Origin of the sequence: Citrobacter sp. TBCP-5362 (genome assembly GCF_005406305.1) — a bacterium.
GTDB lineage: Bacteria > Pseudomonadota > Gammaproteobacteria > Enterobacterales > Enterobacteriaceae > Citrobacter_B > Citrobacter_B koseri.
In genome coordinates, this window is record NZ_CP040234.1 from 446,382 (window position 1) to 468,833 (window position 22,452).

Here is a 22,452-nt window from a genome sequence, read left to right on the forward strand (position 1 = left end):
AAATGAATACCAAGTCTCTGAGTGAACACGTAATTCATTACGAAGTTTAATTCACGAGCATCAAACTTAAATTGAAGAGTTTGATCATGGCTCAGATTGAACGCTGGCGGCAGGCCTAACACATGCAAGTCGAACGGTAACAGGAAGCAGCTTGCTGCTTCGCTGACGAGTGGCGGACGGGTGAGTAATGTCTGGGAAACTGCCTGATGGAGGGGGATAACTACTGGAAACGGTAGCTAATACCGCATAACGTCGCAAGACCAAAGAGGGGGACCTTCGGGCCTCTTGCCATCAGATGTGCCCAGATGGGATTAGCTAGTTGGTGGGGTAACGGCTCACCAAGGCGACGATCCCTAGCTGGTCTGAGAGGATGACCAGCCACACTGGAACTGAGACACGGTCCAGACTCCTACGGGAGGCAGCAGTGGGGAATATTGCACAATGGGCGCAAGCCTGATGCAGCCATGCCGCGTGTATGAAGAAGGCCTTCGGGTTGTAAAGTACTTTCAGCGGGGAGGAAGGTGTTGTGGTTAATAACCGCAGCAATTGACGTTACCCGCAGAAGAAGCACCGGCTAACTCCGTGCCAGCAGCCGCGGTAATACGGAGGGTGCAAGCGTTAATCGGAATTACTGGGCGTAAAGCGCACGCAGGCGGTCTGTTAAGTCAGATGTGAAATCCCCGGGCTCAACCTGGGAACTGCATCTGATACTGGCAGGCTTGAGTCTCGTAGAGGGGGGTAGAATTCCAGGTGTAGCGGTGAAATGCGTAGAGATCTGGAGGAATACCGGTGGCGAAGGCGGCCCCCTGGACGAAGACTGACGCTCAGGTGCGAAAGCGTGGGGAGCAAACAGGATTAGATACCCTGGTAGTCCACGCCGTAAACGATGTCGACTTGGAGGTTGTGCCCTTGAGGCGTGGCTTCCGGAGCTAACGCGTTAAGTCGACCGCCTGGGGAGTACGGCCGCAAGGTTAAAACTCAAATGAATTGACGGGGGCCCGCACAAGCGGTGGAGCATGTGGTTTAATTCGATGCAACGCGAAGAACCTTACCTGGTCTTGACATCCACGGAAGGTCTCAGAGATGAGACTGTGCCTTCGGGAGCCGTGAGACAGGTGCTGCATGGCTGTCGTCAGCTCGTGTTGTGAAATGTTGGGTTAAGTCCCGCAACGAGCGCAACCCTTATCCTTTGTTGCCAGCGGTCCGGCCGGGAACTCAAAGGAGACTGCCAGTGATAAACTGGAGGAAGGTGGGGATGACGTCAAGTCATCATGGCCCTTACGACCAGGGCTACACACGTGCTACAATGGCATATACAAAGAGAAGCGACCTCGCGAGAGCAAGCGGACCTCATAAAGTATGTCGTAGTCCGGATTGGAGTCTGCAACTCGACTCCATGAAGTCGGAATCGCTAGTAATCGTGGATCAGAATGCCACGGTGAATACGTTCCCGGGCCTTGTACACACCGCCCGTCACACCATGGGAGTGGGTTGCAAAAGAAGTAGGTAGCTTAACCTTCGGGAGGGCGCTTACCACTTTGTGATTCATGACTGGGGTGAAGTCGTAACAAGGTAACCGTAGGGGAACCTGCGGTTGGATCACCTCCTTACCTTAAAGAACCTGCCTTTGCAGTGCTCACACAGATTGTCTGATGAAAAACGAGCAGTAAAAACCTCTACAGGCTTGTAGCTCAGGTGGTTAGAGCGCACCCCTGATAAGGGTGAGGTCGGTGGTTCAAGTCCACTCAGGCCTACCAGATTTTCCCTGAATACTGCGTTGTGAAATGACTCACATACTTTAAGTATGCTTCGTCATTCCCCGCCTTGTCTCAGGAAAAATCATTGGTAAGAGGTTCTGACTGTACTGTATGGGGCTATAGCTCAGCTGGGAGAGCGCCTGCTTTGCACGCAGGAGGTCTGCGGTTCGATCCCGCATAGCTCCACCATATTTACTGCTCATATAAGAAAACTTCAGAGTGTACCTGAAAAGGTTCACTGCGAAGTTTTGCTCTTTAAAAATCTGGATCAAGCTGAAAATTGAAACGACACACGTAAAGTGTGTATGAGTCTCTCAAATTTTCGCAACACGAAATGTTTCACGAAACATCTTCGGGTTGTGAGGTTAAGCGACCAAGCGTACACGGTGGATGCCCTGGCAGTCAGAGGCGATGAAGGACGTGCTAATCTGCGAAAAGCGCCGGCGAGGTGATATGAACCCTTGACCCGGCGATGTCCGAATGGGGAAACCCAGTGTGACCTGTCACACTATCGTTAGCTGAATACATAGGCTAACGAGGCGAACCGGGGGAACTGAAACATCTAAGTACCCCGAGGAAAAGAAATCAACCGAGATTCCCCCAGTAGCGGCGAGCGAACGGGGAGGAGCCCAGAGCCTGAATCAGCTTGTGTGTTAGTGGAAGCGTCTGGAAAGTCGCACGGTACAGGGTGATAGTCCCGTACACGAAAACGCACAGGCTGTGAGCTCGATGAGTAGGGCGGGACACGTGGTATCCTGTCTGAATATGGGGGGACCATCCTCCAAGGCTAAATACTCCTGACTGACCGATAGTGAACCAGTACCGTGAGGGAAAGGCGAAAAGAACCCCGGCGAGGGGAGTGAAAAAGAACCTGAAACCGTGTACGTACAAGCAGTGGGAGCCTCTTTATGGGGTGACTGCGTACCTTTTGTATAATGGGTCAGCGACTTATATTCTGTAGCAAGGTTAACCGCATAGGGGAGCCGAAGGGAAACCGAGTCTTAACTGGGCGTTAAGTTGCAGGGTATAGACCCGAAACCCGGTGATCTAGCCATGGGCAGGTTGAAGGTTGGGTAACACTAACTGGAGGACCGAACCGACTAATGTTGAAAAATTAGCGGATGACCTGTGGCTGGGGGTGAAAGGCCAATCAAACCGGGAGATAGCTGGTTCTCCCCGAAAGCTATTTAGGTAGCGCCTCGTGAATTCATCTCCGGGGGTAGAGCACTGTTTCGGCTAGGGGGCCATCCCGGCTTACCAACCCGATGCAAACTGCGAATACCGGAGAATGTTATCACGGGAGACACACGGCGGGTGCTAACGTCCGTCGTGAAGAGGGAAACAACCCAGACCGCCAGCTAAGGTCCCAAAGTCATGGTTAAGTGGGAAACGATGTGGGAAGGCCCAGACAGCCAGGATGTTGGCTTAGAAGCAGCCATCATTTAAAGAAAGCGTAATAGCTCACTGGTCGAGTCGGCCTGCGCGGAAGATGTAACGGGGCTAAACCATGCACCGAAGCTGCGGCAGCGACACTATGTGTTGTTGGGTAGGGGAGCGTTCTGTAAGCCGTTGAAGGTGGCCTGTGAGGGTTGCTGGAGGTATCAGAAGTGCGAATGCTGACATAAGTAACGATAAAGCGGGTGAAAAGCCCGCTCGCCGGAAGACCAAGGGTTCCTGTCCAACGTTAATCGGGGCAGGGTGAGTCGACCCCTAAGGCGAGGCCGAAAGGCGTAGTCGATGGGAAACAGGTTAATATTCCTGTACTTGGTGTTACTGCGAAGGGGGGACGGAGAAGGCTATGTCGGCCGGGCGACGGTTGTCCCGGTTTAAGCGTGTAGGTGTGTGCTCCAGGCAAATCCGGTGCACTTTAACACTGAGGCGTGATGACGAGGCACTACGGTGCTGAAGTGACAAATGCCCTGCTTCCAGGAAAAGCCTCTAAGCATCAGGTAACACGAAATCGTACCCCAAACCGACACAGGTGGTCAGGTAGAGAATACCAAGGCGCTTGAGAGAACTCGGGTGAAGGAACTAGGCAAAATGGTGCCGTAACTTCGGGAGAAGGCACGCTGATATGTAGGTGAAGTGGTTTACCCATGGAGCTGAAATCAGTCGAAGATACCAGCTGGCTGCAACTGTTTATTAAAAACACAGCACTGTGCAAACACGAAAGTGGACGTATACGGTGTGACGCCTGCCCGGTGCCGGAAGGTTAATTGATGGGGTTATCCCTCGGGAGAAGCTCTTGATCGAAGCCCCGGTAAACGGCGGCCGTAACTATAACGGTCCTAAGGTAGCGAAATTCCTTGTCGGGTAAGTTCCGACCTGCACGAATGGCGTAATGATGGCCAGGCTGTCTCCACCCGAGACTCAGTGAAATTGAACTCGCTGTGAAGATGCAGTGTACCCGCGGCAAGACGGAAAGACCCCGTGAACCTTTACTATAGCTTGACACTGAACACTGGTCCTTGATGTGTAGGATAGGTGGGAGGCTTTGAAGTGCGGACGCCAGTCTGCATGGAGCCGCCCTTGAAATACCACCCTTTAATGGCTGGTGTTCTAACGTGGGCCCGTAATCCGGGTTGCGGACAGTGTCTGGTGGGTAGTTTGACTGGGGCGGTCTCCTCCTAAAGAGTAACGGAGGAGCACGAAGGTCAGCTAATCCTGGTCGGACATCAGGAGGTTAGTGCAATGGCATAAGCTGGCTTGACTGCGAGCGTGACGGCGCGAGCAGGTGCGAAAGCAGGTCATAGTGATCCGGTGGTTCTGAATGGAAGGGCCATCGCTCAACGGATAAAAGGTACTCCGGGGATAACAGGCTGATACCGCCCAAGAGTTCATATCGACGGCGGTGTTTGGCACCTCGATGTCGGCTCATCACATCCTGGGGCTGAAGTAGGTCCCAAGGGTATGGCTGTTCGCCATTTAAAGTGGTACGCGAGCTGGGTTTAGAACGTCGTGAGACAGTTCGGTCCCTATCTGCCGTGGGCGCTGGAGAACTGAGGGGGGCTGCTCCTAGTACGAGAGGACCGGAGTGGACGCATCACTGGTGTTCGGGTTGTCATGCCAATGGCACTGCCCGGTAGCTAAATGCGGAAGAGATAAGTGCTGAAAGCATCTAAGCACGAAACTTGCCCCGAGATGAGTTCTCCCTGACTCCTTGAGAGTCCTGAAGGAACGTTGAAGACGACGACGTTGATAGGCCGGGTGTGTAAGCGCAGCGATGCGTTGAGCTAACCGGTACTAATGAACCGTGAGGCTTAACCTTACAACGCCGAAGATGTTTTGGCGATTTGAGAGACGATTTTCAGCCTGATTACAGATTAGTGTTTAATGCCGGAGGCATTAGACGAACAGAATTTGCCTGGCGGCCGTAGCGCGGTGGTCCCACCTGACCCCATGCCGAACTCAGAAGTGAAACGCCGTAGCGCCGATGGTAGTGTGGGGTCTCCCCATGCGAGAGTAGGGAACTGCCAGGCATCAAATTTAGCGTGCTGATATGGCTCAGTTGGTAGAGCGCACCCTTGGTAAGGGTGAGGTCCCCAGTTCGACTCTGGGTATCAGCACCACTTAATATGGTTAAAGTTCGGCACTTTAGAAAAGAATTTGTCTGGCGGCCGTAGCGCGGTGGTCCCACCTGACCCCATGCCGAACTCAGAAGTGAAACGCCGTAGCGCCGATGGTAGTGTGGGGTCTCCCCATGCGAGAGTAGGGAACTGCCAGACATCAAATCAAGCGAAGGGCCCGGTCGAAAGATCGGGCCTTTTTGCGTTTACGCGCCCTGAGAACTGCCGGATGGCGGCGGTGCCTTATCCGGCTCGCGTTCCACCTGATAAGCGCAGCGCCACCAGGCAGTTAGTGAATGACTTGCGATAAAAACGCCCGGGTGCGCTCTGATTTAGGATGGGCAAAGAACTCTTCCGGTGGCGCCTGCTCAACAATTTCACCACGATCCATAAAGATCACCCTGTCTGCTACCGTTCGGGCAAAGCCCATTTCGTGGGTGACGCAAAGCATTGTCATCCCGGACTGTGCCAGACCAATCATGGTATCCAGCACCTCTTTCACCATCTCAGGATCCAGCGCGGAAGTCGGCTCATCAAACAGCATAATTTTGGGCTTCATGCATAGCGAACGTGCAATAGCCACGCGCTGCTGTTGCCCGCCGGAAATCTGCCCTGGAAACTTATGGGCGTGCTCAGCGATGCGCACACGTTCCAGGTAATGCATCGCCAGTGCTTCAGCTTCTTTCTTTGGCATCTTCCGTACCCAAATCGGCGCCAGAGTACAGTTTTGCAATACCGTCAGATGTGGGAAGAGGTTGAAGTGCTGGAACACCATACCGACTTCCTGTCTTACCCGCTCGATATTGCGAATGTCTTCATTGAGTTCAATACCGTCTACCACAATCCGTCCTTGTTGATGTTCCTCCAGATGATTAATACAGCGAATGGTCGTGGATTTACCCGAGCCGGAAGGGCCACACAGCACGATACGCTCCCCCTGTTTCACGTTCAGATTAATGTCTTTCAGAACATGAAACTGACCGTACCATTTATTGACGTTTTCCAGCGTGATCATCGCGTCGGCAGGTTGAATTAATAATTGGCTCATAAAATCCTCAGTGCGGCGTACGCCCGGTGTTAAAACGTTTCTCCAGATGCTGGCTGTAACGCGACATGCTGAAGCAGAAAATCCAGTAAATCAGTGCGGCAAAAACATACCCTTCGGTCGACATCCCCAGCCATGTAGGGTCAACAGTTGCTTGCTGAACGCTACTGAAAAGGTCAAATAAACCGATAATGATCACCAGGCTGGTATCTTTAAACAGGGCGATAATGGTGTTCACCAGACCCGGGATTACCAGCTTCAACGCCTGGGGGAGAATGACCAGTCCCTGGGTTTTCCAGTACCCGAGCGCCAGAGATTCCGCGGCCTCATACTGCCCTTTCGGTAATGCCTGTAACCCTCCGCGTACGACCTCTGCGACGTAGGCAGACTGAAAAAGGATCACCCCGACCAGCGCCCGGATAAGTTTGTCGATACTGGTTCCTTCCGACATAAACAGCGGCAACATGACCGAAGACATAAACAGCACGGTGATTAACGGTACGCCTCGCCAGAACTCGATAAAGATAACGGAGAGCATCCGAACGATCGGCATATGAGAGCGACGGCCCAGCGCCAGCAAAATTCCCAGAGGAAGGGCACCCGCAATACCGACGGAAGCGATGATCAACGTGAGTGTTAATCCTCCCCATTGCCGCGTTTCTACCCGCTCCAGCCCGAAGAAACCGCCATACATCAGCCACCAGACAACAATGGGATAGATAACCGCCCATACGGCGATGTAGCGCCCGCGACGGGGCATTGCTTTCCAGAACATCGGCACAATGGAGGCCAGACCAACGAGTAATGCCAGGTTGATGCGCCAGCGTTGGTCATGTGGATAAAGCCCATACATAAACTGACCAAAACGTTCGTGGATAAATACCCAGCAGGCACCCGCCTTCGTGCAATCAGCACGCGTTGAACCCACCCAGTTAGCCTGTAGAAACGCCCAGTTCAGCAAGGGGGGAATGAGTATCCACATGAGCCACAGACAAAAAAGGGTTAGCAGGCTATTGGACCAACTGGAAAAGAGATTTTTACGTACCCACAAAATTATGCGACCTGCGCCGTTATTGGCCGGGCGCATGGGATGAGACAGAAGAACTTTTGTCATCATGGTTCCTTAGCGCTCAATCAGGGCGATACGGCGGTTATAAATATTCATCAGCAGGGAAATACTGAGGCTGATGATCAGATATACCGACATGGTGATGGCGATGGTTTCAATGGCCTGACCCGTCTGGTTCAGTACCGTTCCGGCAAACAGGGAAACCATATCCGGGTAGCCGATAGCGGCGGCAAGCGATGAGTTCTTCACGATATTCAGATACTGGCTGGTCAATGGAGGAATGATCACGCGCAGTGCCTGGGGAATGATGACCTGACGCAGCGTTACCGGATTAGGGAGGCCCAGTGAACGCGCGGCTTCATGCTGGCCGTGGGGAACCGCCTGGATACCGGAACGGATGATCTCAGCAATAAATGCCGAGGTGTATACCGAAAGCGCCAGCGTCAACGCAGCCAGTTCTGGAATTAATGCCATTCCTCCCCGGAAGTTAAACCCGCGTAACTCAGGCACATCCCAGTGTAGCGCCGCGCCAAATAGCCACTGAGCGACAGCCGGCAATAGCACGATGAGCGCCAACGCTGTAGGCCATGTTCGGCGCAATTGCCCCGTCTTAATCTGGTGCGTTTTATTGAAGCGAAAGAGCCCGGTGGAGATGACGATCGCCAGAAGGATTGCCACACAAAAAGCGATAACGCCTTCACCCAGCTGTGGTGCCGGAATATAGAGTCCCCGATTACTCAGAAAAACCAAATCCAGCGCGCTGACCGCCTGCCGTGGCCCGGGTAAATTACGCAGGACGGCAAAGTACCAGAAGAAGATTTGCAGCAATGGCGGAATATTGCGAAAGGTTTCGATGTAAATGGTCGATAACTTACGCAATAACCAGTTATCCGACAGGCGTGCAAGGCCGAGGAAAAAACCTAAAAATGACGCAAAAACAATACACAGTGCGGAGACCAACAGGGTATTGAGCAAGCCGACCAGAAAGACGCGGCCGTATGTATCCCCTTGCTCGTAGTCGATCAGGTGCTGAACAATACCAAACCCGGCGCTGCGATCGAGAAACGCGAATCCTGAGGTAATCCCCCGGCTGCTCAGATTGTTAATCGTATTATGAATTAAATAGACCGCAACACTGACAACCGCAATAACGGCGAGTATTTGAAATAACCAGGCGCGGACCGCAGGGTTAGAAAAGGAGAGTATTCCTTTTACGGTTGAGCGGCGATGGGACATAAGAAAACCTCGGTAACCATAACTCTGGGCTGAGCGCCACAGGTGCGGCGCCCGTTACATCACAACGGCTTAGCGTACGGGTGGTGCGTACTGAATGCCGCCGTTATTCCAGAGATTGTTCTGGCCTCGTTTGATCTTCAGCGGGCTTTCCGATCCCACGTTACGTTCAAAGATCTCCGCGTAGTTACCAACCTGTTTAATGATGTTGTAGGCCCATTTGTTATCCAGTTTCAGATCCTTACCGTAATCTCCTTCTTTGCCCAACAAATGCGCCATGTCCGGTGTTGCCGGATTCGCCGCTTTCTCATCTACGTTCTGCGAGTTAATCCCCATTTCTTCAGCATTCAGCATAGCGAACAGCGTCCAGCGGACGACAGAGAACCACTCATCATCACCACGGCGCACAACGGGGCCCAGAGGCTCTTTTGAGATGACTTCAGGCAAGACGATCCATTCGGCAGGGTCGCTCAGCTTGATTCGCAGGGCATATAACTGAGACTGGTCAGAAGCCAGCGTGTCACAGCGGCCCGATTCCAGCGCTTTGGCTGACTCATCAGAGCGATCAAAAGTGACCGGGGTGTATTTCATTTTGTTGGCTTTAAAGTAATCGGCCACGTTCAGTTCGGTATCCGTGCCTGCCTGTATACAGACGGTGGCGCCGTCCAGCTCTTTAGCGCTTTTTAACCCCGCTTTGTTATGCGTCAGGAAACCAATCCCGTCGTAATACGTCACGCCAGTGAATGACATGCCCATACCTGCGTCGCGTGAAGAGGTCCAGGTTGTATTACGGGATAACAGATCGACTTCGCCGGATTGCAAGGCGGTGAAGCGTTCCTTTGCAGTGAGTGGGGTATATTTTACTTTTGTATCATCGCCAAAGACGGCTGCGGCAACGCCACGACAAACATCGACGTCAATACCCGTGAATTTACCGCTTGCATCTGCATAAGAAAAACCAGGCAGGCCGTCACTGATCCCACATTGTACGAATCCTTTTTTCTTTACGGCATCCAGTGTTGCGCCAGCATGCGCCTGATTTGCAACAGCAAGCAGCACGCCGACCGCAGCCAGGCTGGCTATCATCATCTTTTTCATAATGCATCCTGTGTGGAGAAATTATCGTTATAGAGAGACGTTCTGGAACGTCTTTACCTGTCTGTGGCTTTGGCCATACTCTTTTAAGCAAAGGTAGTGCCAGGTTTTGCGAACGAATGCTCGACGCAATATGCAGAGTGTAGACAGGAAAAAATAAATGCAGCGCCCTGAAATGGTGCGAAAATGAAACGTAAGCCACATTTTGGAGCAAAATATTTAAATTTACGGGCGCTGTGCGGAATAACGATTTCGCCCGTTAATATCGGCAGGATAAGTATGATAAATGCAGTTTCACTAAGACAGAATAATGAAAAGCGCCAATCTTATAGAGTAGATATGTGAGAGAAATCTATAATTGATGATTAATAATAAATCGATTGTCCAGAGCTTTGTCTTATATTAAAAGCGCGGGTTGCCGCGCTTTTAATAAAACCTATTTCGTCAGGGCAACAATCCCCAGCGTCAGGCCTGCGACAGCGGCTGCGCCACCGGCAATCGCCCCCGCTGTTTCCCAGTTATCCTGCGTGGTGCCCTTCATACAGGTATTGGTATGAACCAGACGACCCTGGTCGTCATAAACCGGAACGCAAGGAGAGTCATGCGCACACCCCGCCAGCAAGGTTGTGAGCAATGCAACAGGAATTAATCTTTTCATGGTGTTACCTCAAAAATAAACGTTTCGCTACATCCGGCAAAGTCGAATGCTCCGCTAGCTGCGAACCCGGCGCTATTTTATCACGCCTTAAAAAGGCACCCGCATATGGAATAATTTCAATTCATGTGGATTGTAAAAATAATGGAGAAAAGGATGGCTAAGCGGTGCATGTCTGGTAAATAGCAGGGAAAATAAATGACTATCTTTTTAATACATAAATGGATAATTATTTTGGAAAAAGGCGCCCGAGGGCGCCGTAATTTTAGTGGTTAATCATGATGCCGGTTAAAACGACGTCTCACGACCACAAAGAAGACCGGAACGAAGAAGATTGCCAGCAATGTCGCCGTCAGCATTCCTCCCATAACCCCCGTTCCCACCGCATTTTGCGCGCCACTGCCTGCGCCATGACTGATAACCAGCGGCATAACGCCGAGGATGAACGCCAGAGATGTCATCAGGATTGGGCGTAAACGCATACGCGACGCTTCAAGCGTTGCCTCAATCAACCCTCGTCCCTCTTTCTCCATCAGATCCTTGGCAAACTCCACAATCAGGATGGCGTTTTTAGCAGAAAGACCAATGGTTGTGAGCAGGCCAACCTGGAAGTAAACGTCGTTATTCAGTCCGCGAAGCGAGGCGGCCAGCAATGCGCCGACCACGCCGAGCGGTACGACGAGCATAACGGAGAACGGAATGGACCAGCTTTCATACAATGCAGCCAGGCAAAGGAAGACCACAATCAGTGAGATTGCATACAACGCCGGAGCCTGGTTGCCGGAGAGGCGCTCCTGATACGACATGCCTGTCCAGTCATGACCAATACCGTTCGGTAATTTTTCTGCCAGGCTTTCCATTAATGCCATCGCTTCCCCGGTACTTCTGCCGGGTGCCGCTTCACCCAACAGCTCCATTGAAGGCATACCGTTGTAGCGTTCCAGACGTGGTGAGCCGTAAATCCACCGTGCCGAACTGAAGGTGGAGAACGGAACCATTTCACCGTTTGCACTACGGACATACAGATTGTTGATGTCACCGGGCAACATGCGGAACGGCGCATCCGCCTGGACATAGACTTTCTTCACTCGTCCATGATCGATGAAATCATTCACGTACGTGCCGCCAAGCGCGGTGGAAATCGTCTGGTTGATGTCTGACAGGCTGACTCCCAGAGCCTGTGCTTTTTCCTGATCGACATCCAGCTTGAACTGTGGCGTATCTTCCAGTCCGTTAGGGCGTACGCGAACCAGCAGGTCGGGATGCTCTTTTATCATACCCAGCAACTGGTTCCGGGCTTTGGTGAGCTCCGTGTGGCCCAGGTTCGCCTGATCGATCAGTTCAAAGTCAAACCCCGTTGCCGTACCCAGCTCAATAATCGCGGGCAGGTTGAACGGGAAGACAAGACCATCCTTTATCTGGCTGAATGCCCTGGTTGCGCGGGCAACGATCGCTTCTACGCCATTTTCTTCGCCGGGGCGTTCTTCCCAGGGCTTCAGGCTAATAAAGACGATACCGGAGTTCTGCCCCTGTCCGCTAAAGCTAAAACCATTCACGGTAAAGACGGATTCAACGTTGGCTTTTTCCTGGTTCAGATAGTAGTTCTGAATCTGATCCAGCACCTGCTGCGTACGCGTCTGCGTCGCGCCAGCCGGTAACTGCACCATCGTCATGAATACGCCCTGATCTTCTTCCGGCAGGAAGGAGGTGGGTAAGCGCAGGAACAAAATGGCCATGCCGCCGACGATAAGGACATACAGCAGCAAATAACGCCCGGTCTTGCGCAAAATACCGCTGACGCTGTTACTGTAATGCCCGACGCTTTTCTCAAACAGCGTGTTAAACCACCCGAAGAAGCCACCTTTCTTTTCATGGTGATCGGCAGACGCAGGCTTAAGCAGCGTGGCGCAAAGCGCAGGCGTCAGGATGAGCGCAACCAGTACAGAAAGCGCCATTGCAGAAACGATAGTCAGCGAGAACTGGCGGTAAATTGCGCCGGTTGAGCCGCCAAAGAAGGCCATCGGCACAAATACGGCGGAAAGCACCATCGCGATCCCCACCAGCGCGCCCTGAATCTGCGACATTGATTTCTGGGTCGCTTCTTTGGGCGGTAGCTTTTCTTCCACCATCACGCGTTCGACATTTTCCACGACGACGATAGCGTCATCGACCAGCAAGCCGATGGCGAGCACCATCCCGAACATTGTTAACGTATTAATAGAGAAACCGAACGCCGCCAGGATGGCGAATGTACCCAGCAGTACAACCGGCACAGCAATGGTCGGTATCAACGTCGCGCGTATGTTTTGCAGGAAAAGATACATGACCAGGAAAACGAGGATGATCGCTTCAAACAGCGTTTTCACCACTTCATGAATCGATATTTTCACAAACGGCGTGGTGTCATACGGGTAGACCACCTTCAACCCTTGCGGGAAGAACGGCTGTAGTTCCGCAAGCTTCGCTTTAATGGCCGCTGCAGTATCCAGCGCGTTCGCGCCGGTTGCCAGCTTAATACCCAGGCCTGTCGCCGCCTGGCCATTAATCTTCGTCACCATGTTGTAGTTTTCGCCGCCAAGTTCGATGCGGGCCACATCTTTAAGATGGACCATCGAACCATCCTGATTCACTTTCAGCGTGATGCGGCCAAACTCTTCAGGCGTTTTCAGTCGTGTTTGCGCGATGATAGAGGCGTTAAGCTGCTGTCCCGGGATGGAAGGCGTCCCGCCCAGTTGACCTGCGGCAATCTGGTTGTTCTGCGTTTTCAGCTGGTTAATAACATCTAACGGCGTCAGTTGGTATTTGTTTAACGCATTGCTGTCGAGCCAGATACGCATCGCGTACTGCGCGCCAAACAGTTGGACGTCGCCGACGCCGGATGTCCGGCTGATGGTATCTTTAACGTTAGACGCCACATAATCGGAAATGTCATCCTGCGTCAGGTTCTTATTGTCGGAAACAAAACCGGCCACCAGAAGGAAGCTACTGCTTGATTTCTCGACGCTGATACCTTGCTGCTGTACTTCCTGCGGCAACAAGGGCATGGCCAGTTGCAGTTTATTTTGTACCTGAACCTGTGCGATATCCGGGTCGGTGCCGGACTGGAACGTCAACGTAATAGTTACGCTACCGGACGAGTCGCTGGTGGACGACATATACATCAGGTTATCGATACCGTTCATATTCTGTTCGATAACCTGCGTTACGGTATCCTGCACCGTTTGCGCGTCCGCTCCCGGATAGGTTGCGGAAATCGCAACGGCGGGCGGCGCGATGGTCGGGTACTGCGCAACGGGCAGCTGCATGATCGCCAGGGCGCCAGCCATCATGAGAATGATGGCCAGAACCCAGGCAAAAATCGGGCGATTAATAAAAAAGTTTGCCATGTCCGGTTACCTTATTGCGCTGCATTCGCCGCAGGGGCATCGGTGGTGGCTTTAACCTGTTCGCCCGGGCGGGCTTTCTGCAAGCCGCTGACGATAACTTTGTCGCCCGGTTGCAACCCTTTGCTGATTAACCATTTATCGCCGATCGCCTGAGTAGCGATAACGTCGCGCGCTTCAACCTGATCTTTATCATTGACGAGCATCACTATCGCATCGCCACGCGGCGTACGCGTTACGCCCTGCTGTGGAACGAGAATGGCATTGGGCTGAATGCCTTCATCGATTCGCGCGCGGACAAACATACCGGGAAGCAGGGTGTGCTGAGGATTGGGGAAAACAGCCCGAAGGGTGATAGAACCGGTACTTTCATCTACCGTAACGTCGGAAAATTGCAGCGTGCCTTTCAGCGGGTACGCCTGACCATTTTCCATTACCAACTCGACGTTGCTGCGGGTGTTGTCTTTGTGCAGGCTACCCTGCTCGACGGACTGCCTGAGACGCATAAAATCGCTGCTGGACTGCGTCACATCAACGTAAATAGGGTCAAGCTGTTGCACGGTCGCCAGTTCGGTTGCCTGACCATTGGTCACCAGCGCGCCTTCGGTGACACTGGATTTACCAATGCGGCCGCTGATCGGCGAAGTCACTTTGGTGTAGGCGAGGTTGATGCGCGCGCTTTCTACTGCGGCTTTTGCGGCGATAACGGCGGCATCAGCCTGACGAGCATCGGCGATGGCCTGGTCGTACTCTTGTTGGCTAATGTATTTTGTGCCAACCAGCGGAACGTAGCGTTTAACCGTTAAGTGTGCAATGGCGGCGGCAGCTTCGCTTTTTGCCAGCTCGCCTTTGGCGCTGTCGTAATCAGCCTGATAAGTCGCCGGGTCAATCTGATAAAGCGACTGGCCTGCTTCGATATCGCTACCTTCGGTGAAATTCCTTTTCAGTACAATGCCGCTGACCTGAGGCCGGACTTCCGCAATACGAAATGGCGTCGTGCGCCCCGGTAGTTCGGTCGTCACCGCTAAGGGGGCAGATTCGACTACGTGGACGGTGACTTGCGGCTCAGCAGGGTGAGCTTGCGTATCTCCCTGATCGTTACAACCGGCGAGTAACGCAGCGGAGATTATGATGAATGAGGGCAGGAGTGCAAACCTGGCATGTTTCGTCATTACTGTTCCTTAGAAAACCGAAGCTCGTTATTTACCGGATAACGGTAAGGCGTTAACGCGCACAAATAAAATAGCAGTTGGCTATCCTACAAATTATCAGCTCGTGATGTAAGCAATACTTATTTCCGGTCGTCATGCACGGCACGTAAAAGCAAAAAAAGATTAATATCCTGTCGTTTCATAATGCGGTGGAAAAGTAAAACCCTGTCTTTCATTAACACAAATAGAAATATACATTCTTTTGGTGAATAGTTTTATTTGATTCATTTGTATTTATTATTTATTTGGATGTATTGTGCGTAATAATACACGAGGGATCTCGTTTAAATAAAAATGAAGTGATACATTTGCGCGTTATCCCTGAACAGTATTTACTGTCATCCTTCGGTTTCAGACACACTTCATTATGGCCAGGAAAACAAAAGCGGACGCCCTCAGAACCCGACAACACTTGATTGAAACAGCGATCGTACAGTTCGCCTTGCACGGGGTCGGCAGCACCACGCTAAACGACATTGCAGACGCCGCGAATGTTACGCGGGGCGCTATCTATTGGCATTTTGAGAACAAGACGCAGTTGTTTAATGAGGTATGGGGTCAGCAACCGCCGCTACGCGATCTCATTCAGGACAGGTTAACAACGTGTGGGGGCGATAATCCGCTACAGAATTTGCGTGAAAAACTGATTGCCGCTTTGCAATATATTGCTGAGGTGCCCCGACAACAGGCATTAATGCAGATTTTATATCATAAATGTGAATTTCATAATGATATGATATCAGAGCAGGATATTCGGGAAAAAATAGGCTTCAGTTATCAGATAATGCGTGAAGCATTACAGCAATGTATGAATAAAGGACTGATTGCGACCGGTCTTGATGTCGAAGTCAATTTAATTGTGCTTCATGGCAGTTTTAGCGGGATCGTAAAGAACTGGTTAATGAATCCTTCCAGTTATGATCTCTATAAGCAGGCGCCACAATTAGTGGATAATGTATTAAAAATGTTAGTTCCGAATGGCAATGTGATGGTATTAACGCAGAATAACAACCCGGTCGTGGAAGCGTAACGGTTATCCCCAACTGTGCGTCGGCATAATTTGCATAGAACTGGCTGGCGTACTACTCAAGGTCGGCGCAGTTGACGAGTTTGAGCGGGTTAACCGAATTCATGTTGCGGCATTTATCGTATTCCGTTGTCATCAGTTCGATCCACTGCATGAGTAATGCGTCAAAAAGGAAAACGGAGACTGCGAAAACAACCAGCCACCAATACTTACGAATCATTGCCAAATCCTGTGTATTCATGCCCAAGCGTGCAAGGAATATACACGAAACAACGCGGCAGAAAAGCAGACTTACAATGCTTTTACTTCACCTGAGATGCATCCGTCATTTCGGCCATACGGCTCTTTTTGGACAGGTTTGTTGTCTTGCGCTTCTTCACCTTTGCCAGTTCGTTTTCCGCATAGTGAGAGGTGACGTTCAGCCTTCTGATGCCCATTTTTACGTATTCATCGTTGATTTCGATGCCGACAAATTTTCGCCCGGTTTCCACGGCTACGGCGCCCGTCGTGAAGCTTCCGGCGAAGGGATCTAACACCGTGTCGCCCGGGTTTGAGGAGGCCAGGATGATCCGGCTCAACAGCGCTCTGGGTTTTTGCGTGGGATGGTTCTCATACTCATCCATTAAGTAACGGACGCGGGGAAAATCCCAGACGTTTCCGGGGACTTTTTGTGTGTTGTAGGGCTGGGGCGGATTTTTGCGGTAATCGATCAACGCTCTTTTTGCGCCGGTTTTGGTTTCAACCAGGATGTCATCACGATTAAACGTATAGTTCTTCGCATCTTTTACCATCATCAGGATGGGTTCATACATTGAGCCAAAATACTTTTTGGCCTGCACGCCTGAGCTGTCGTACGACCATATGATGCGGCTTTTGATATCGAACAGTTTCCTGCATTTGAGGTCGAGATAGGGCATGTTCTCTGTGCTGTTCATGATGTACATCGTGCCGTGTTTTTTCAGCACCCGATGGCACTCATCAATGCATTCAAACAGCCAGGCCAAAAAGGTCTCTTCGTCCCAGGACTCCACCAGACCGTCAAAATTTTTTCCGATGTTGTAGGGCGGGTCGGCAAAAATTAAATCGGCACTTTCCGGGGGCAGTTTTTTCAATTCTGAAAGCGCATCACCGTGAATGATCTTCTTCGATTCATCGCCAAAATATTGCGGCTCAAATCCGACATTCATGAACAAACTCCTGTCTGACGCGAATAAAAAAGGCGCTTCCCCATGCCGAGTAGCGCCTTTTTAAACAAGCAATTAGCTAATCGAAATTAGTTCATGCCGTATTTTTTCAATTTTTTACGCAGCGTACCACGGTTGATGCCCATCATCAGGGCAGCACGGGTCTGGTTACCACGGGTGTATTGCATCACCATGTCCAACAGGGGCTGTTCTACTTCAGCCAGTACCAGCTCATAGAGGTCATTAACATCCTGACCGTTCAGTTGAGCAAAATAGTTCTTCAGTGCCTGTTTAACCGAGTCACGCAGGGGCTTTTGAGTCACCTGATCCTGAGAGTTAACGGTAGAAACGGTCAGTACGTCAGAATTTACGCGTTGTTCGAACATAGTTCTGTCAGCTCTTTATTTCATTACGCAAAATTTTCGAAGTATGCCTCCAACGCCTCCAGCTGTTCGCTGGCATCCTCAATGGCGTTGAATGTGCGCCGAAACTGGTCATTTGGAGCGTGCTCCTGGAGATACCAGGAGACGTGTTTACGTGCAATTCGGTACCCTTTTGCCTGGCCATAAAAGTCATGCAGTTCCCGAACATGCGCGCAAAGCAAGCGCTTAACCTCTGCCAAAGGCAGGGGGGGTAGCAACTCCCCAGTGTCCAGATAATGCTGGATTTCCCGAAAGATCCAGGGTCTTCCCTGAGCTGCGCGGCCTATCATCAGGGCATCCGCCCCCGTATAGTTGAGCACAGCTCTGGCTTTATGCGGGTCAGTAATGTCGCCATTCGCGATAATCGGAATGGAAACTTTCTGCTTAACTGCCCGAATACTGTCGTATTCAGCATCTCCATTGAACAAACAGGCGCGGGTGCGTCCATGAATGGTCAGAGCCTGAATGCCACAGTCTTCAGCCAGTTGGGCAATCTCTACGCAGTTACGGTGTTCCGGGGCCCAGCCGGTGCGAATCTTCAGGGTGACAGGAACGTCCACTGCACTCACGACCTCGGTTAGTATCGACTTCACTAAATCCGGGTACTGCAAGAGGGCTGAACCTGCGAGCTTGCGATTCACTTTTTTAGCCGGACACCCCATATTGATATCAATAATCTGGGCGCCGCTTTCCACGTTAATACGTGCGGCATCGGCCATCTCAACAGGGTCGCTACCGGCGATTTGCACCGTGCGAACGCCTGGCTCATCAACGTGCACCATCCGTAAACGAGATTTGTCGCTTTCCCAAACCTGCGGGTTAGAAGACATCATCTCGGATACCGTCAATCCTGCTCCCATCTCATAGCACAGCGTCCGAAAAGGTCTGTCAGTAATGCCAGCCATGGGCGCTGCGATCAGGCGATTTCTAAGCTGGTATTGTCCGATGCGCATGAGTTAAGAAATGACCATACTGTGACTGCAAGGCGGCGTATATTACGCATTTTTTGCACGAGATGAAAGGCCAAACTTTGACCAATCCTCTGAGGTGGATCAAAGAATCGCAGTTAAGATGAACGATGAGAATTAATTAACTTTATAAATCATTGCGTTATAAAATGAGGCCGAATTTTTATACGCTTACAATTTTGCGTAACTTCTCATTTTTTCTTCTATGGCTGACGGCTGGACAACATAATCTGCTGATTTAACCAGCAGATTATCGTTTCATAGTGTGATCGCCGCCTCATTTCAGGACAGGATCGCGAAGCGTCGGTATCGACCATTCGTTAATGACGCGGCCATTCAAAGGCTGGACAGGGCGATTGTTGGCAGGGTGTATCGTATGGCGAAATTTTTCCAGTTGACCGGCAGAAAGCGTCATAGGCTGTTTCAGGACAATCCAGGTTACGCCTTCGCTACAGGGAGGCGTCGTTAACGAGCCGCTAAAGCGCCAGTAGGTTCTGTCTTCCGGCAACAGCAGATTGATATCGACGGGGGAAAGCAGCGGTATGCTGTCGCCCGGGGTTGCCGGGATGGATTGCCATAAACGTTCAATTGCCTCATTTGGCTCACCGATATCAAACATGACGGCAACGACGGCAATCTCACCTTCCTGGTTTTTGTGCGTCAGGTGCAGCTCCATCGCATAGTGTTTACCATTGATGGTATTTTCACTTGGGGCATGAAAATGAAATTCTGCTAAAGCATAAGGCCGATCGTCAATCTGAGCGGAAGCAGAAGAATAGGGGTTCATTGTTGCCTGAAGAGTGTGGTTAACGTTCAGGAGCATGTCGGCGCGATCGATGTACTGTACGTTAAGCGGCGGGAGCTGGATTTCATTCGTGGTGAGAATATCAACAGGGGACTGGCTCATCCCGGTCTGGCACAGTTTGTATGCTTTATTGATTTCACCCCAGTGCGCGGGAGAGGTGTCGCCTTCATAGCTCCAGTCAGTTGCCGAAACGGAAATGGGCATCATACAGATTGCCAGAAAGGCAGTGGTCAAAGAAATTAACTTCATGCATTTACCCGATGAATTGAAAACAAAATAACATTATGTAAATCAATCAATTATAAAGAATATTGTATCGGTGACGAGCAGGAGAGGAAAGCGAATCGTGTAAAAAAGGCGTGGCCAGATGACCACGCCGGAAAGGACTGATTATTTTTTACGACCGGTAATGCGGCACCACTCTTCTTTCTCTACCACCGGGTCGAGCGTAAAGAGTTCGGTATAGGCTTCGCATACGCTTTCCGCCTGGCTGGCCAGGATGCCGGAAAGCCCCAGTAAACCGCCCTCAACGGGCAGTACGCTGATTAACGGGGCCAGTTCACGTAATGGGCCAGCCAGGATGTTAGCGACCACCACATCGGCTTTCATGGCTTCTGGCTGGTCTTTGGGGAGATAGAGCTCCAGACGCTCAGATACGCCGTTGCGCTCTGCGTTATCACGGCTGGCTTGGATCGCCTGCGGATCGATATCGATCCCGATAGCTTTCGCAGCGCCCAGTTTTAATGCGGCAATCGCCAGGATGCCGGAACCGCAGCCAAAGTCGATCACCGTCTTACCGTTCAGATCAAGCCCGTCGAGCCATTGCAGGCAGAGGGATGTGGTGGGATGCGTGCCGGTACCGAAGGCCAGACCCGGGTCCAGCATGACGTTGACGGCGTTCTCATCCGGTACATCGCGCCAGCTCGGGCAAATCCACAGACGCTCGCCAAAGCGCATCGGGTGAAAGTTGTCCATCCATTCGCGTTCCCAGTCTTTATCTTCCAGTTGCTCAATCTTATGCGCGAAACCCGCGCCCAGCAGCGGATGATGCTCAAGGATTGCCACCACCTCTTTCATGTCGGTTTCGGCATCGAACAGGCCGATAACGTCGGTATCACCCCACAGACGCGTTTCACCGGGCAGCGGCTCAAATACCGGCGTGTCGTGCGTGTCCTGGAAGGTCACAGAGACCGCACCGGTTTCCACCAGCGCATCGCTAAGTTCTTCGGCGTTCGTACCGGTCGTATTCAGTTTCAGTTGGATCCACGGCATGGCAAAACTCTTTATTTATCAGTAGTCAATAAGGTGGCTTGCTGGGCAGATGAACCAAAACGGTTTCCGGCCAGAAAAGCCAATAAACTGAGCAGTAGCGAGGGCACGATGGGGTGAAAGCCCAGGTACTGAACGTTAAAGGTGGCGAGCACGGCATACAACACGCCGCCAATGATCATGGCGCTTAGCGCGCCTGTCGCGTTTGCACGTTCCCAGTACAGACCCAGCACCAGCGGCCATAAGAACACCGCTTCCAGGCCGCCGAAAGCCAGCAGGTTAAGCCAGATAATCATTTCCGGCGGTTTCCAGGCTGCGAGCAGCAGCAACGCGCCTAACAGCAGCGTGATGATGGCTGACATCCGCTTCAGGCGAGTTTCGTTATGCATTTGCTCCGGGCGAATATTCAGATAGAGATCTTTAATGATCGTAGCGGAACTTTGCAGCAACTGGGCATTGATTGTCGACATAATGGCCGCCATCGGCGCGGCGAGAAAGATGCCGGCGGCAATCGGCGGCAGAACCTTAACCATCAGCGTTGGAATGACCAGGTCCGGTACGGTCAGGTCAGGGATCACCGCCCGTCCCAGCGCGCCCGCCAGGTGCATACCGAACATCAGGATCGCCACCACAATCGTGCCGATGATAATGCCGCGATGCACCGCCTTACTGTCTTTATAGGAGATGCAACGCACGGCAGTATGCGGCAGGCCGATCACGCCAAAGCACACCAGCACCCAGAATGAGGTCATAAAGGTCGGTGACAGAATGTCATCCGCGCCCTGCGGCGTCACCAGTTTCGGGTCGATCGTTTGCAGGGTTTCGACCGCGTGTCCGAGGCCGCCTGCCGCATGAACCACGCCGACCAACAGGACGATGGTGCCAATTAGCATGACCATGCCCTGCATCGTATCGTTGAGCACGCTGGCGCGAAAACCGCCAAATGCGGTATACAACGCGATGCTGACGCCAAAGATTAACAGCCCTGTTTCGTAGGGGATGCCCGCTGCGGTCTCAAGCAGGCGCGCGCCGCCAATAAACTGTACGGTCATCGCCCCGACGAAAGCCACCAGCAGGCTGAGGCTTGCCAGCCAGACCAGCAGACGGTTTTGATAGCGGGCAAACAGCATATCGTTAAGGGTGACGGCGTTGTAGCGCCGCGCCAGAATAGCGAACTTCTTACCCAGAATACCCAGCGAGAGCCAGACGGCGGGTAACTGGATCATCGCCAGCAATACCCAGCCCAGGCCGTATTTATAGGCCGCGCCCGGGCCGCCGATAAATGAGCTGGCGCTGATGTAGGTGGCGGTCAGCGTCATCGCCAATACAATTCCGCCCATCGAACGGCTACCGAGGAAATACTCATTCAGGAAGGTGCCCGTCGTCCTTTTTCGCATGGCATAGACCGACAGACCAAACACCACCAGCAGATAGGCGATAAGCGGCAGAATGACTTCAGGCTGCATCATCGTCCTCCAGAGGAATGTCGCGATAGATAAATTTCACCATAGCCCAGCACAGTAAAATGAAAACAAGCGGCGTCAGCAGGCAGGCCATTTCAAACCAGTGTGGAAGGCCCGTTATGCCGGGTGCCGCGCCTGGTAAGTAAGCAGTCACTAACCACGCAGCCAGATACAGAAGGGTCAGCCACAGCGCCCAACGCGCCTCTTTGTTGGCCTGAACAAAACGCGTGTCCATTTTTTGTCCCTTGTGGATGAAGAAAGCGGGGATTGTACCTTATGGGATGTACCGGAGGGAAAAAA

General features: G+C 51.9%; 16 protein-coding genes, 3 tRNA genes and 4 rRNA genes. 8 read left to right on the forward strand and 15 right to left on the reverse strand.

Translation table 11 applies throughout. The annotated features are described in order from the left end of the window. The first annotated feature begins 68 nt into the window (after positions 1 to 68). The 7 genes from FD428_RS02170 to rrf (FD428_RS02200) all read left to right on the forward strand — a co-directional run bounded on the left by FD428_RS02170 (position 69) and on the right by rrf (FD428_RS02200) (position 5,482). Positions 69 to 1,610: ribosomal RNA gene (locus tag FD428_RS02170) — 16S ribosomal RNA — on the forward strand. Between the two features lie 70 nt (positions 1,611 to 1,680). After that, a tRNA-Ile gene (locus tag FD428_RS02175) sits at positions 1,681 to 1,757 on the forward strand. A 113-nt stretch (positions 1,758 to 1,870) separates the two neighbouring features. Beyond that, a tRNA-Ala gene (locus FD428_RS02180) sits at positions 1,871 to 1,946 on the forward strand. A 174-nt stretch (positions 1,947 to 2,120) separates the two neighbouring features. Next, a 23S ribosomal RNA gene (locus FD428_RS02185) occupies positions 2,121 to 5,025 on the forward strand. A 95-nt stretch (positions 5,026 to 5,120) separates the two neighbouring features. Next, positions 5,121 to 5,236, forward strand: a 5S ribosomal RNA gene (rrf, locus tag FD428_RS02190). A gap of 14 nt (positions 5,237 to 5,250) precedes the next feature. Continuing rightward, positions 5,251 to 5,326: transfer RNA gene (locus FD428_RS02195), tRNA-Thr, on the forward strand. Between the two features lie 40 nt (positions 5,327 to 5,366). Beyond that, positions 5,367 to 5,482: ribosomal RNA gene (rrf, locus tag FD428_RS02200) — 5S ribosomal RNA — on the forward strand. The 16S, 23S and 5S rRNA genes sit together here with 3 tRNA genes alongside, the layout of an rRNA operon. Positions 5,483 to 5,612: 130 nt before the next feature. On the opposite strand, the gene FD428_RS02205 is transcribed toward rrf (FD428_RS02200), so the two are convergent. The 7 genes from FD428_RS02205 to FD428_RS02235 all read right to left on the reverse strand — a co-directional run bounded on the left by FD428_RS02205 (position 5,613) and on the right by FD428_RS02235 (position 14,975). Beyond that, positions 5,613 to 6,371 (reverse strand): amino acid ABC transporter ATP-binding protein, encoded by a 759-nt coding sequence (locus tag FD428_RS02205; protein ID WP_012135408.1) that lies wholly within the window; start codon positions 6,369 to 6,371, stop codon positions 5,613 to 5,615. A 7-nt stretch (positions 6,372 to 6,378) separates the two neighbouring features. Beyond that, the gene (locus FD428_RS02210) at positions 6,379 to 7,482 is read right to left on the reverse strand and encodes an amino acid ABC transporter permease (RefSeq protein ID WP_114848382.1); all 1,104 of its coding nucleotides are present in this window, start codon (positions 7,480 to 7,482) and stop codon (positions 6,379 to 6,381) included. A gap of 9 nt (positions 7,483 to 7,491) precedes the next feature. Further along, positions 7,492 to 8,673 carry an amino acid ABC transporter permease gene (locus FD428_RS02215; RefSeq protein WP_012135406.1) on the reverse strand — a complete coding sequence of 394 codons (1,182 nt, stop codon included), beginning with the start codon at positions 8,671 to 8,673 and terminating at the stop codon, positions 7,492 to 7,494. A 69-nt stretch (positions 8,674 to 8,742) separates the two neighbouring features. After that, a complete protein-coding gene (locus FD428_RS02220) occupies positions 8,743 to 9,768 on the reverse strand; it encodes an amino acid ABC transporter substrate-binding protein (protein WP_012135405.1) in 1,026 nt (341 codons plus the stop codon). Between the two features lie 433 nt (positions 9,769 to 10,201). After that, positions 10,202 to 10,423 (reverse strand): membrane protein, encoded by a 222-nt coding sequence (locus FD428_RS02225; RefSeq protein WP_012135403.1) that lies wholly within the window; start codon positions 10,421 to 10,423, stop codon positions 10,202 to 10,204. A 269-nt stretch (positions 10,424 to 10,692) separates the two neighbouring features. Then, a complete protein-coding gene (locus FD428_RS02230; protein ID WP_110493742.1) occupies positions 10,693 to 13,806 on the reverse strand; it encodes an efflux RND transporter permease subunit in 3,114 nt (1,037 codons plus the stop codon). 11 nt (positions 13,807 to 13,817) lie between these two features. Further along, the gene (locus FD428_RS02235) at positions 13,818 to 14,975 is read right to left on the reverse strand and encodes an efflux RND transporter periplasmic adaptor subunit (RefSeq protein WP_012135401.1); all 1,158 of its coding nucleotides are present in this window, start codon (positions 14,973 to 14,975) and stop codon (positions 13,818 to 13,820) included. A 406-nt stretch (positions 14,976 to 15,381) separates the two neighbouring features. Here FD428_RS02235 and envR point away from each other — a divergent pair, with 406 nt between their 5' ends. Further along, complete coding sequence (envR, locus tag FD428_RS02240; RefSeq protein ID WP_058668170.1) at positions 15,382 to 16,044, forward strand: acrEF/envCD operon transcriptional regulator; 663 nt, start codon at positions 15,382 to 15,384, stop codon at positions 16,042 to 16,044. Between the two features lie 52 nt (positions 16,045 to 16,096). Here envR and FD428_RS02245 read toward each other — a convergent pair whose 3' ends face one another. The 8 genes from FD428_RS02245 to FD428_RS02280 form a co-directional block, all read right to left on the reverse strand. Then, complete coding sequence (locus tag FD428_RS02245) at positions 16,097 to 16,261, reverse strand: DUF2556 family protein (RefSeq protein WP_047460895.1); 165 nt, start codon at positions 16,259 to 16,261, stop codon at positions 16,097 to 16,099. A gap of 82 nt (positions 16,262 to 16,343) precedes the next feature. After that, entirely contained in the window at positions 16,344 to 17,228 is an 885-nt protein-coding gene (gene yhdJ, locus FD428_RS02250) for an adenine-specific DNA-methyltransferase (RefSeq protein WP_104868121.1), read from the reverse strand. A gap of 86 nt (positions 17,229 to 17,314) precedes the next feature. After that, complete coding sequence (fis, locus tag FD428_RS02255; protein WP_000462905.1) at positions 17,315 to 17,611, reverse strand: DNA-binding transcriptional regulator Fis; 297 nt, start codon at positions 17,609 to 17,611, stop codon at positions 17,315 to 17,317. 23 nt (positions 17,612 to 17,634) lie between these two features. Continuing rightward, on the reverse strand, positions 17,635 to 18,600 hold the full coding sequence (gene dusB, locus FD428_RS02260; RefSeq protein WP_047460900.1) for a tRNA dihydrouridine synthase DusB: 966 nt from the start codon (positions 18,598 to 18,600) through the stop codon (positions 17,635 to 17,637). A gap of 292 nt (positions 18,601 to 18,892) precedes the next feature. Then, on the reverse strand, positions 18,893 to 19,669 hold the full coding sequence (locus tag FD428_RS02265; protein ID WP_114848381.1) for a carbonic anhydrase: 777 nt from the start codon (positions 19,667 to 19,669) through the stop codon (positions 18,893 to 18,895). Between the two features lie 141 nt (positions 19,670 to 19,810). Further along, positions 19,811 to 20,692 (reverse strand): 50S ribosomal protein L11 methyltransferase, encoded by an 882-nt coding sequence (gene prmA, locus FD428_RS02270; protein WP_047460904.1) that lies wholly within the window; start codon positions 20,690 to 20,692, stop codon positions 19,811 to 19,813. A gap of 11 nt (positions 20,693 to 20,703) precedes the next feature. Then, complete coding sequence (panF, locus tag FD428_RS02275) at positions 20,704 to 22,155, reverse strand: sodium/pantothenate symporter (RefSeq protein WP_114848380.1); 1,452 nt, start codon at positions 22,153 to 22,155, stop codon at positions 20,704 to 20,706. Beyond that, positions 22,145 to 22,387 carry a YhdT family protein gene (locus FD428_RS02280; RefSeq protein WP_012135393.1) on the reverse strand — a complete coding sequence of 81 codons (243 nt, stop codon included), beginning with the start codon at positions 22,385 to 22,387 and terminating at the stop codon, positions 22,145 to 22,147. Before FD428_RS02280 ends, panF begins: the two co-directional genes overlap by 11 nt. Between the last annotated feature and the right edge of the window lie 65 nt (positions 22,388 to 22,452).

Coding starts and splice junctions, on each gene's coding strand:
- FD428_RS02205 (WP_012135408.1), bottom strand. CDS start 6,371: ATGAGCCAATTATTAATTCAACCTGCCGACGCGATGATCACGCTGGAA.
- FD428_RS02210 (WP_114848382.1), bottom strand. CDS start 7,482: ATGACAAAAGTTCTTCTGTCTCATCCCATGCGCCCGGCCAATAACGGC.
- FD428_RS02215 (WP_012135406.1), bottom strand. CDS start 8,673: ATGTCCCATCGCCGCTCAACCGTAAAAGGAATACTCTCCTTTTCTAAC.
- FD428_RS02220 (WP_012135405.1), bottom strand. CDS start 9,768: ATGAAAAAGATGATGATAGCCAGCCTGGCTGCGGTCGGCGTGCTGCTT.
- FD428_RS02225 (WP_012135403.1), bottom strand. CDS start 10,423: ATGAAAAGATTAATTCCTGTTGCATTGCTCACAACCTTGCTGGCGGGG.
- FD428_RS02230 (WP_110493742.1), bottom strand. CDS start 13,806: ATGGCAAACTTTTTTATTAATCGCCCGATTTTTGCCTGGGTTCTGGCC.
- FD428_RS02235 (WP_012135401.1), bottom strand. CDS start 14,975: ATGACGAAACATGCCAGGTTTGCACTCCTGCCCTCATTCATCATAATC.
- envR (WP_058668170.1), top strand. CDS start 15,382: ATGGCCAGGAAAACAAAAGCGGACGCCCTCAGAACCCGACAACACTTG.
- FD428_RS02245 (WP_047460895.1), bottom strand. CDS start 16,261: ATGATTCGTAAGTATTGGTGGCTGGTTGTTTTCGCAGTCTCCGTTTTC.
- yhdJ (WP_104868121.1), bottom strand. CDS start 17,228: ATGAATGTCGGATTTGAGCCGCAATATTTTGGCGATGAATCGAAGAAG.
- fis (WP_000462905.1), bottom strand. CDS start 17,611: ATGTTCGAACAACGCGTAAATTCTGACGTACTGACCGTTTCTACCGTT.
- dusB (WP_047460900.1), bottom strand. CDS start 18,600: ATGCGCATCGGACAATACCAGCTTAGAAATCGCCTGATCGCAGCGCCC.
- FD428_RS02265 (WP_114848381.1), bottom strand. CDS start 19,669: ATGAAGTTAATTTCTTTGACCACTGCCTTTCTGGCAATCTGTATGATG.
- prmA (WP_047460904.1), bottom strand. CDS start 20,692: ATGCCGTGGATCCAACTGAAACTGAATACGACCGGTACGAACGCCGAA.
- panF (WP_114848380.1), bottom strand. CDS start 22,155: ATGCAGCCTGAAGTCATTCTGCCGCTTATCGCCTATCTGCTGGTGGTG.
- FD428_RS02280 (WP_012135393.1), bottom strand. CDS start 22,387: ATGGACACGCGTTTTGTTCAGGCCAACAAAGAGGCGCGTTGGGCGCTG.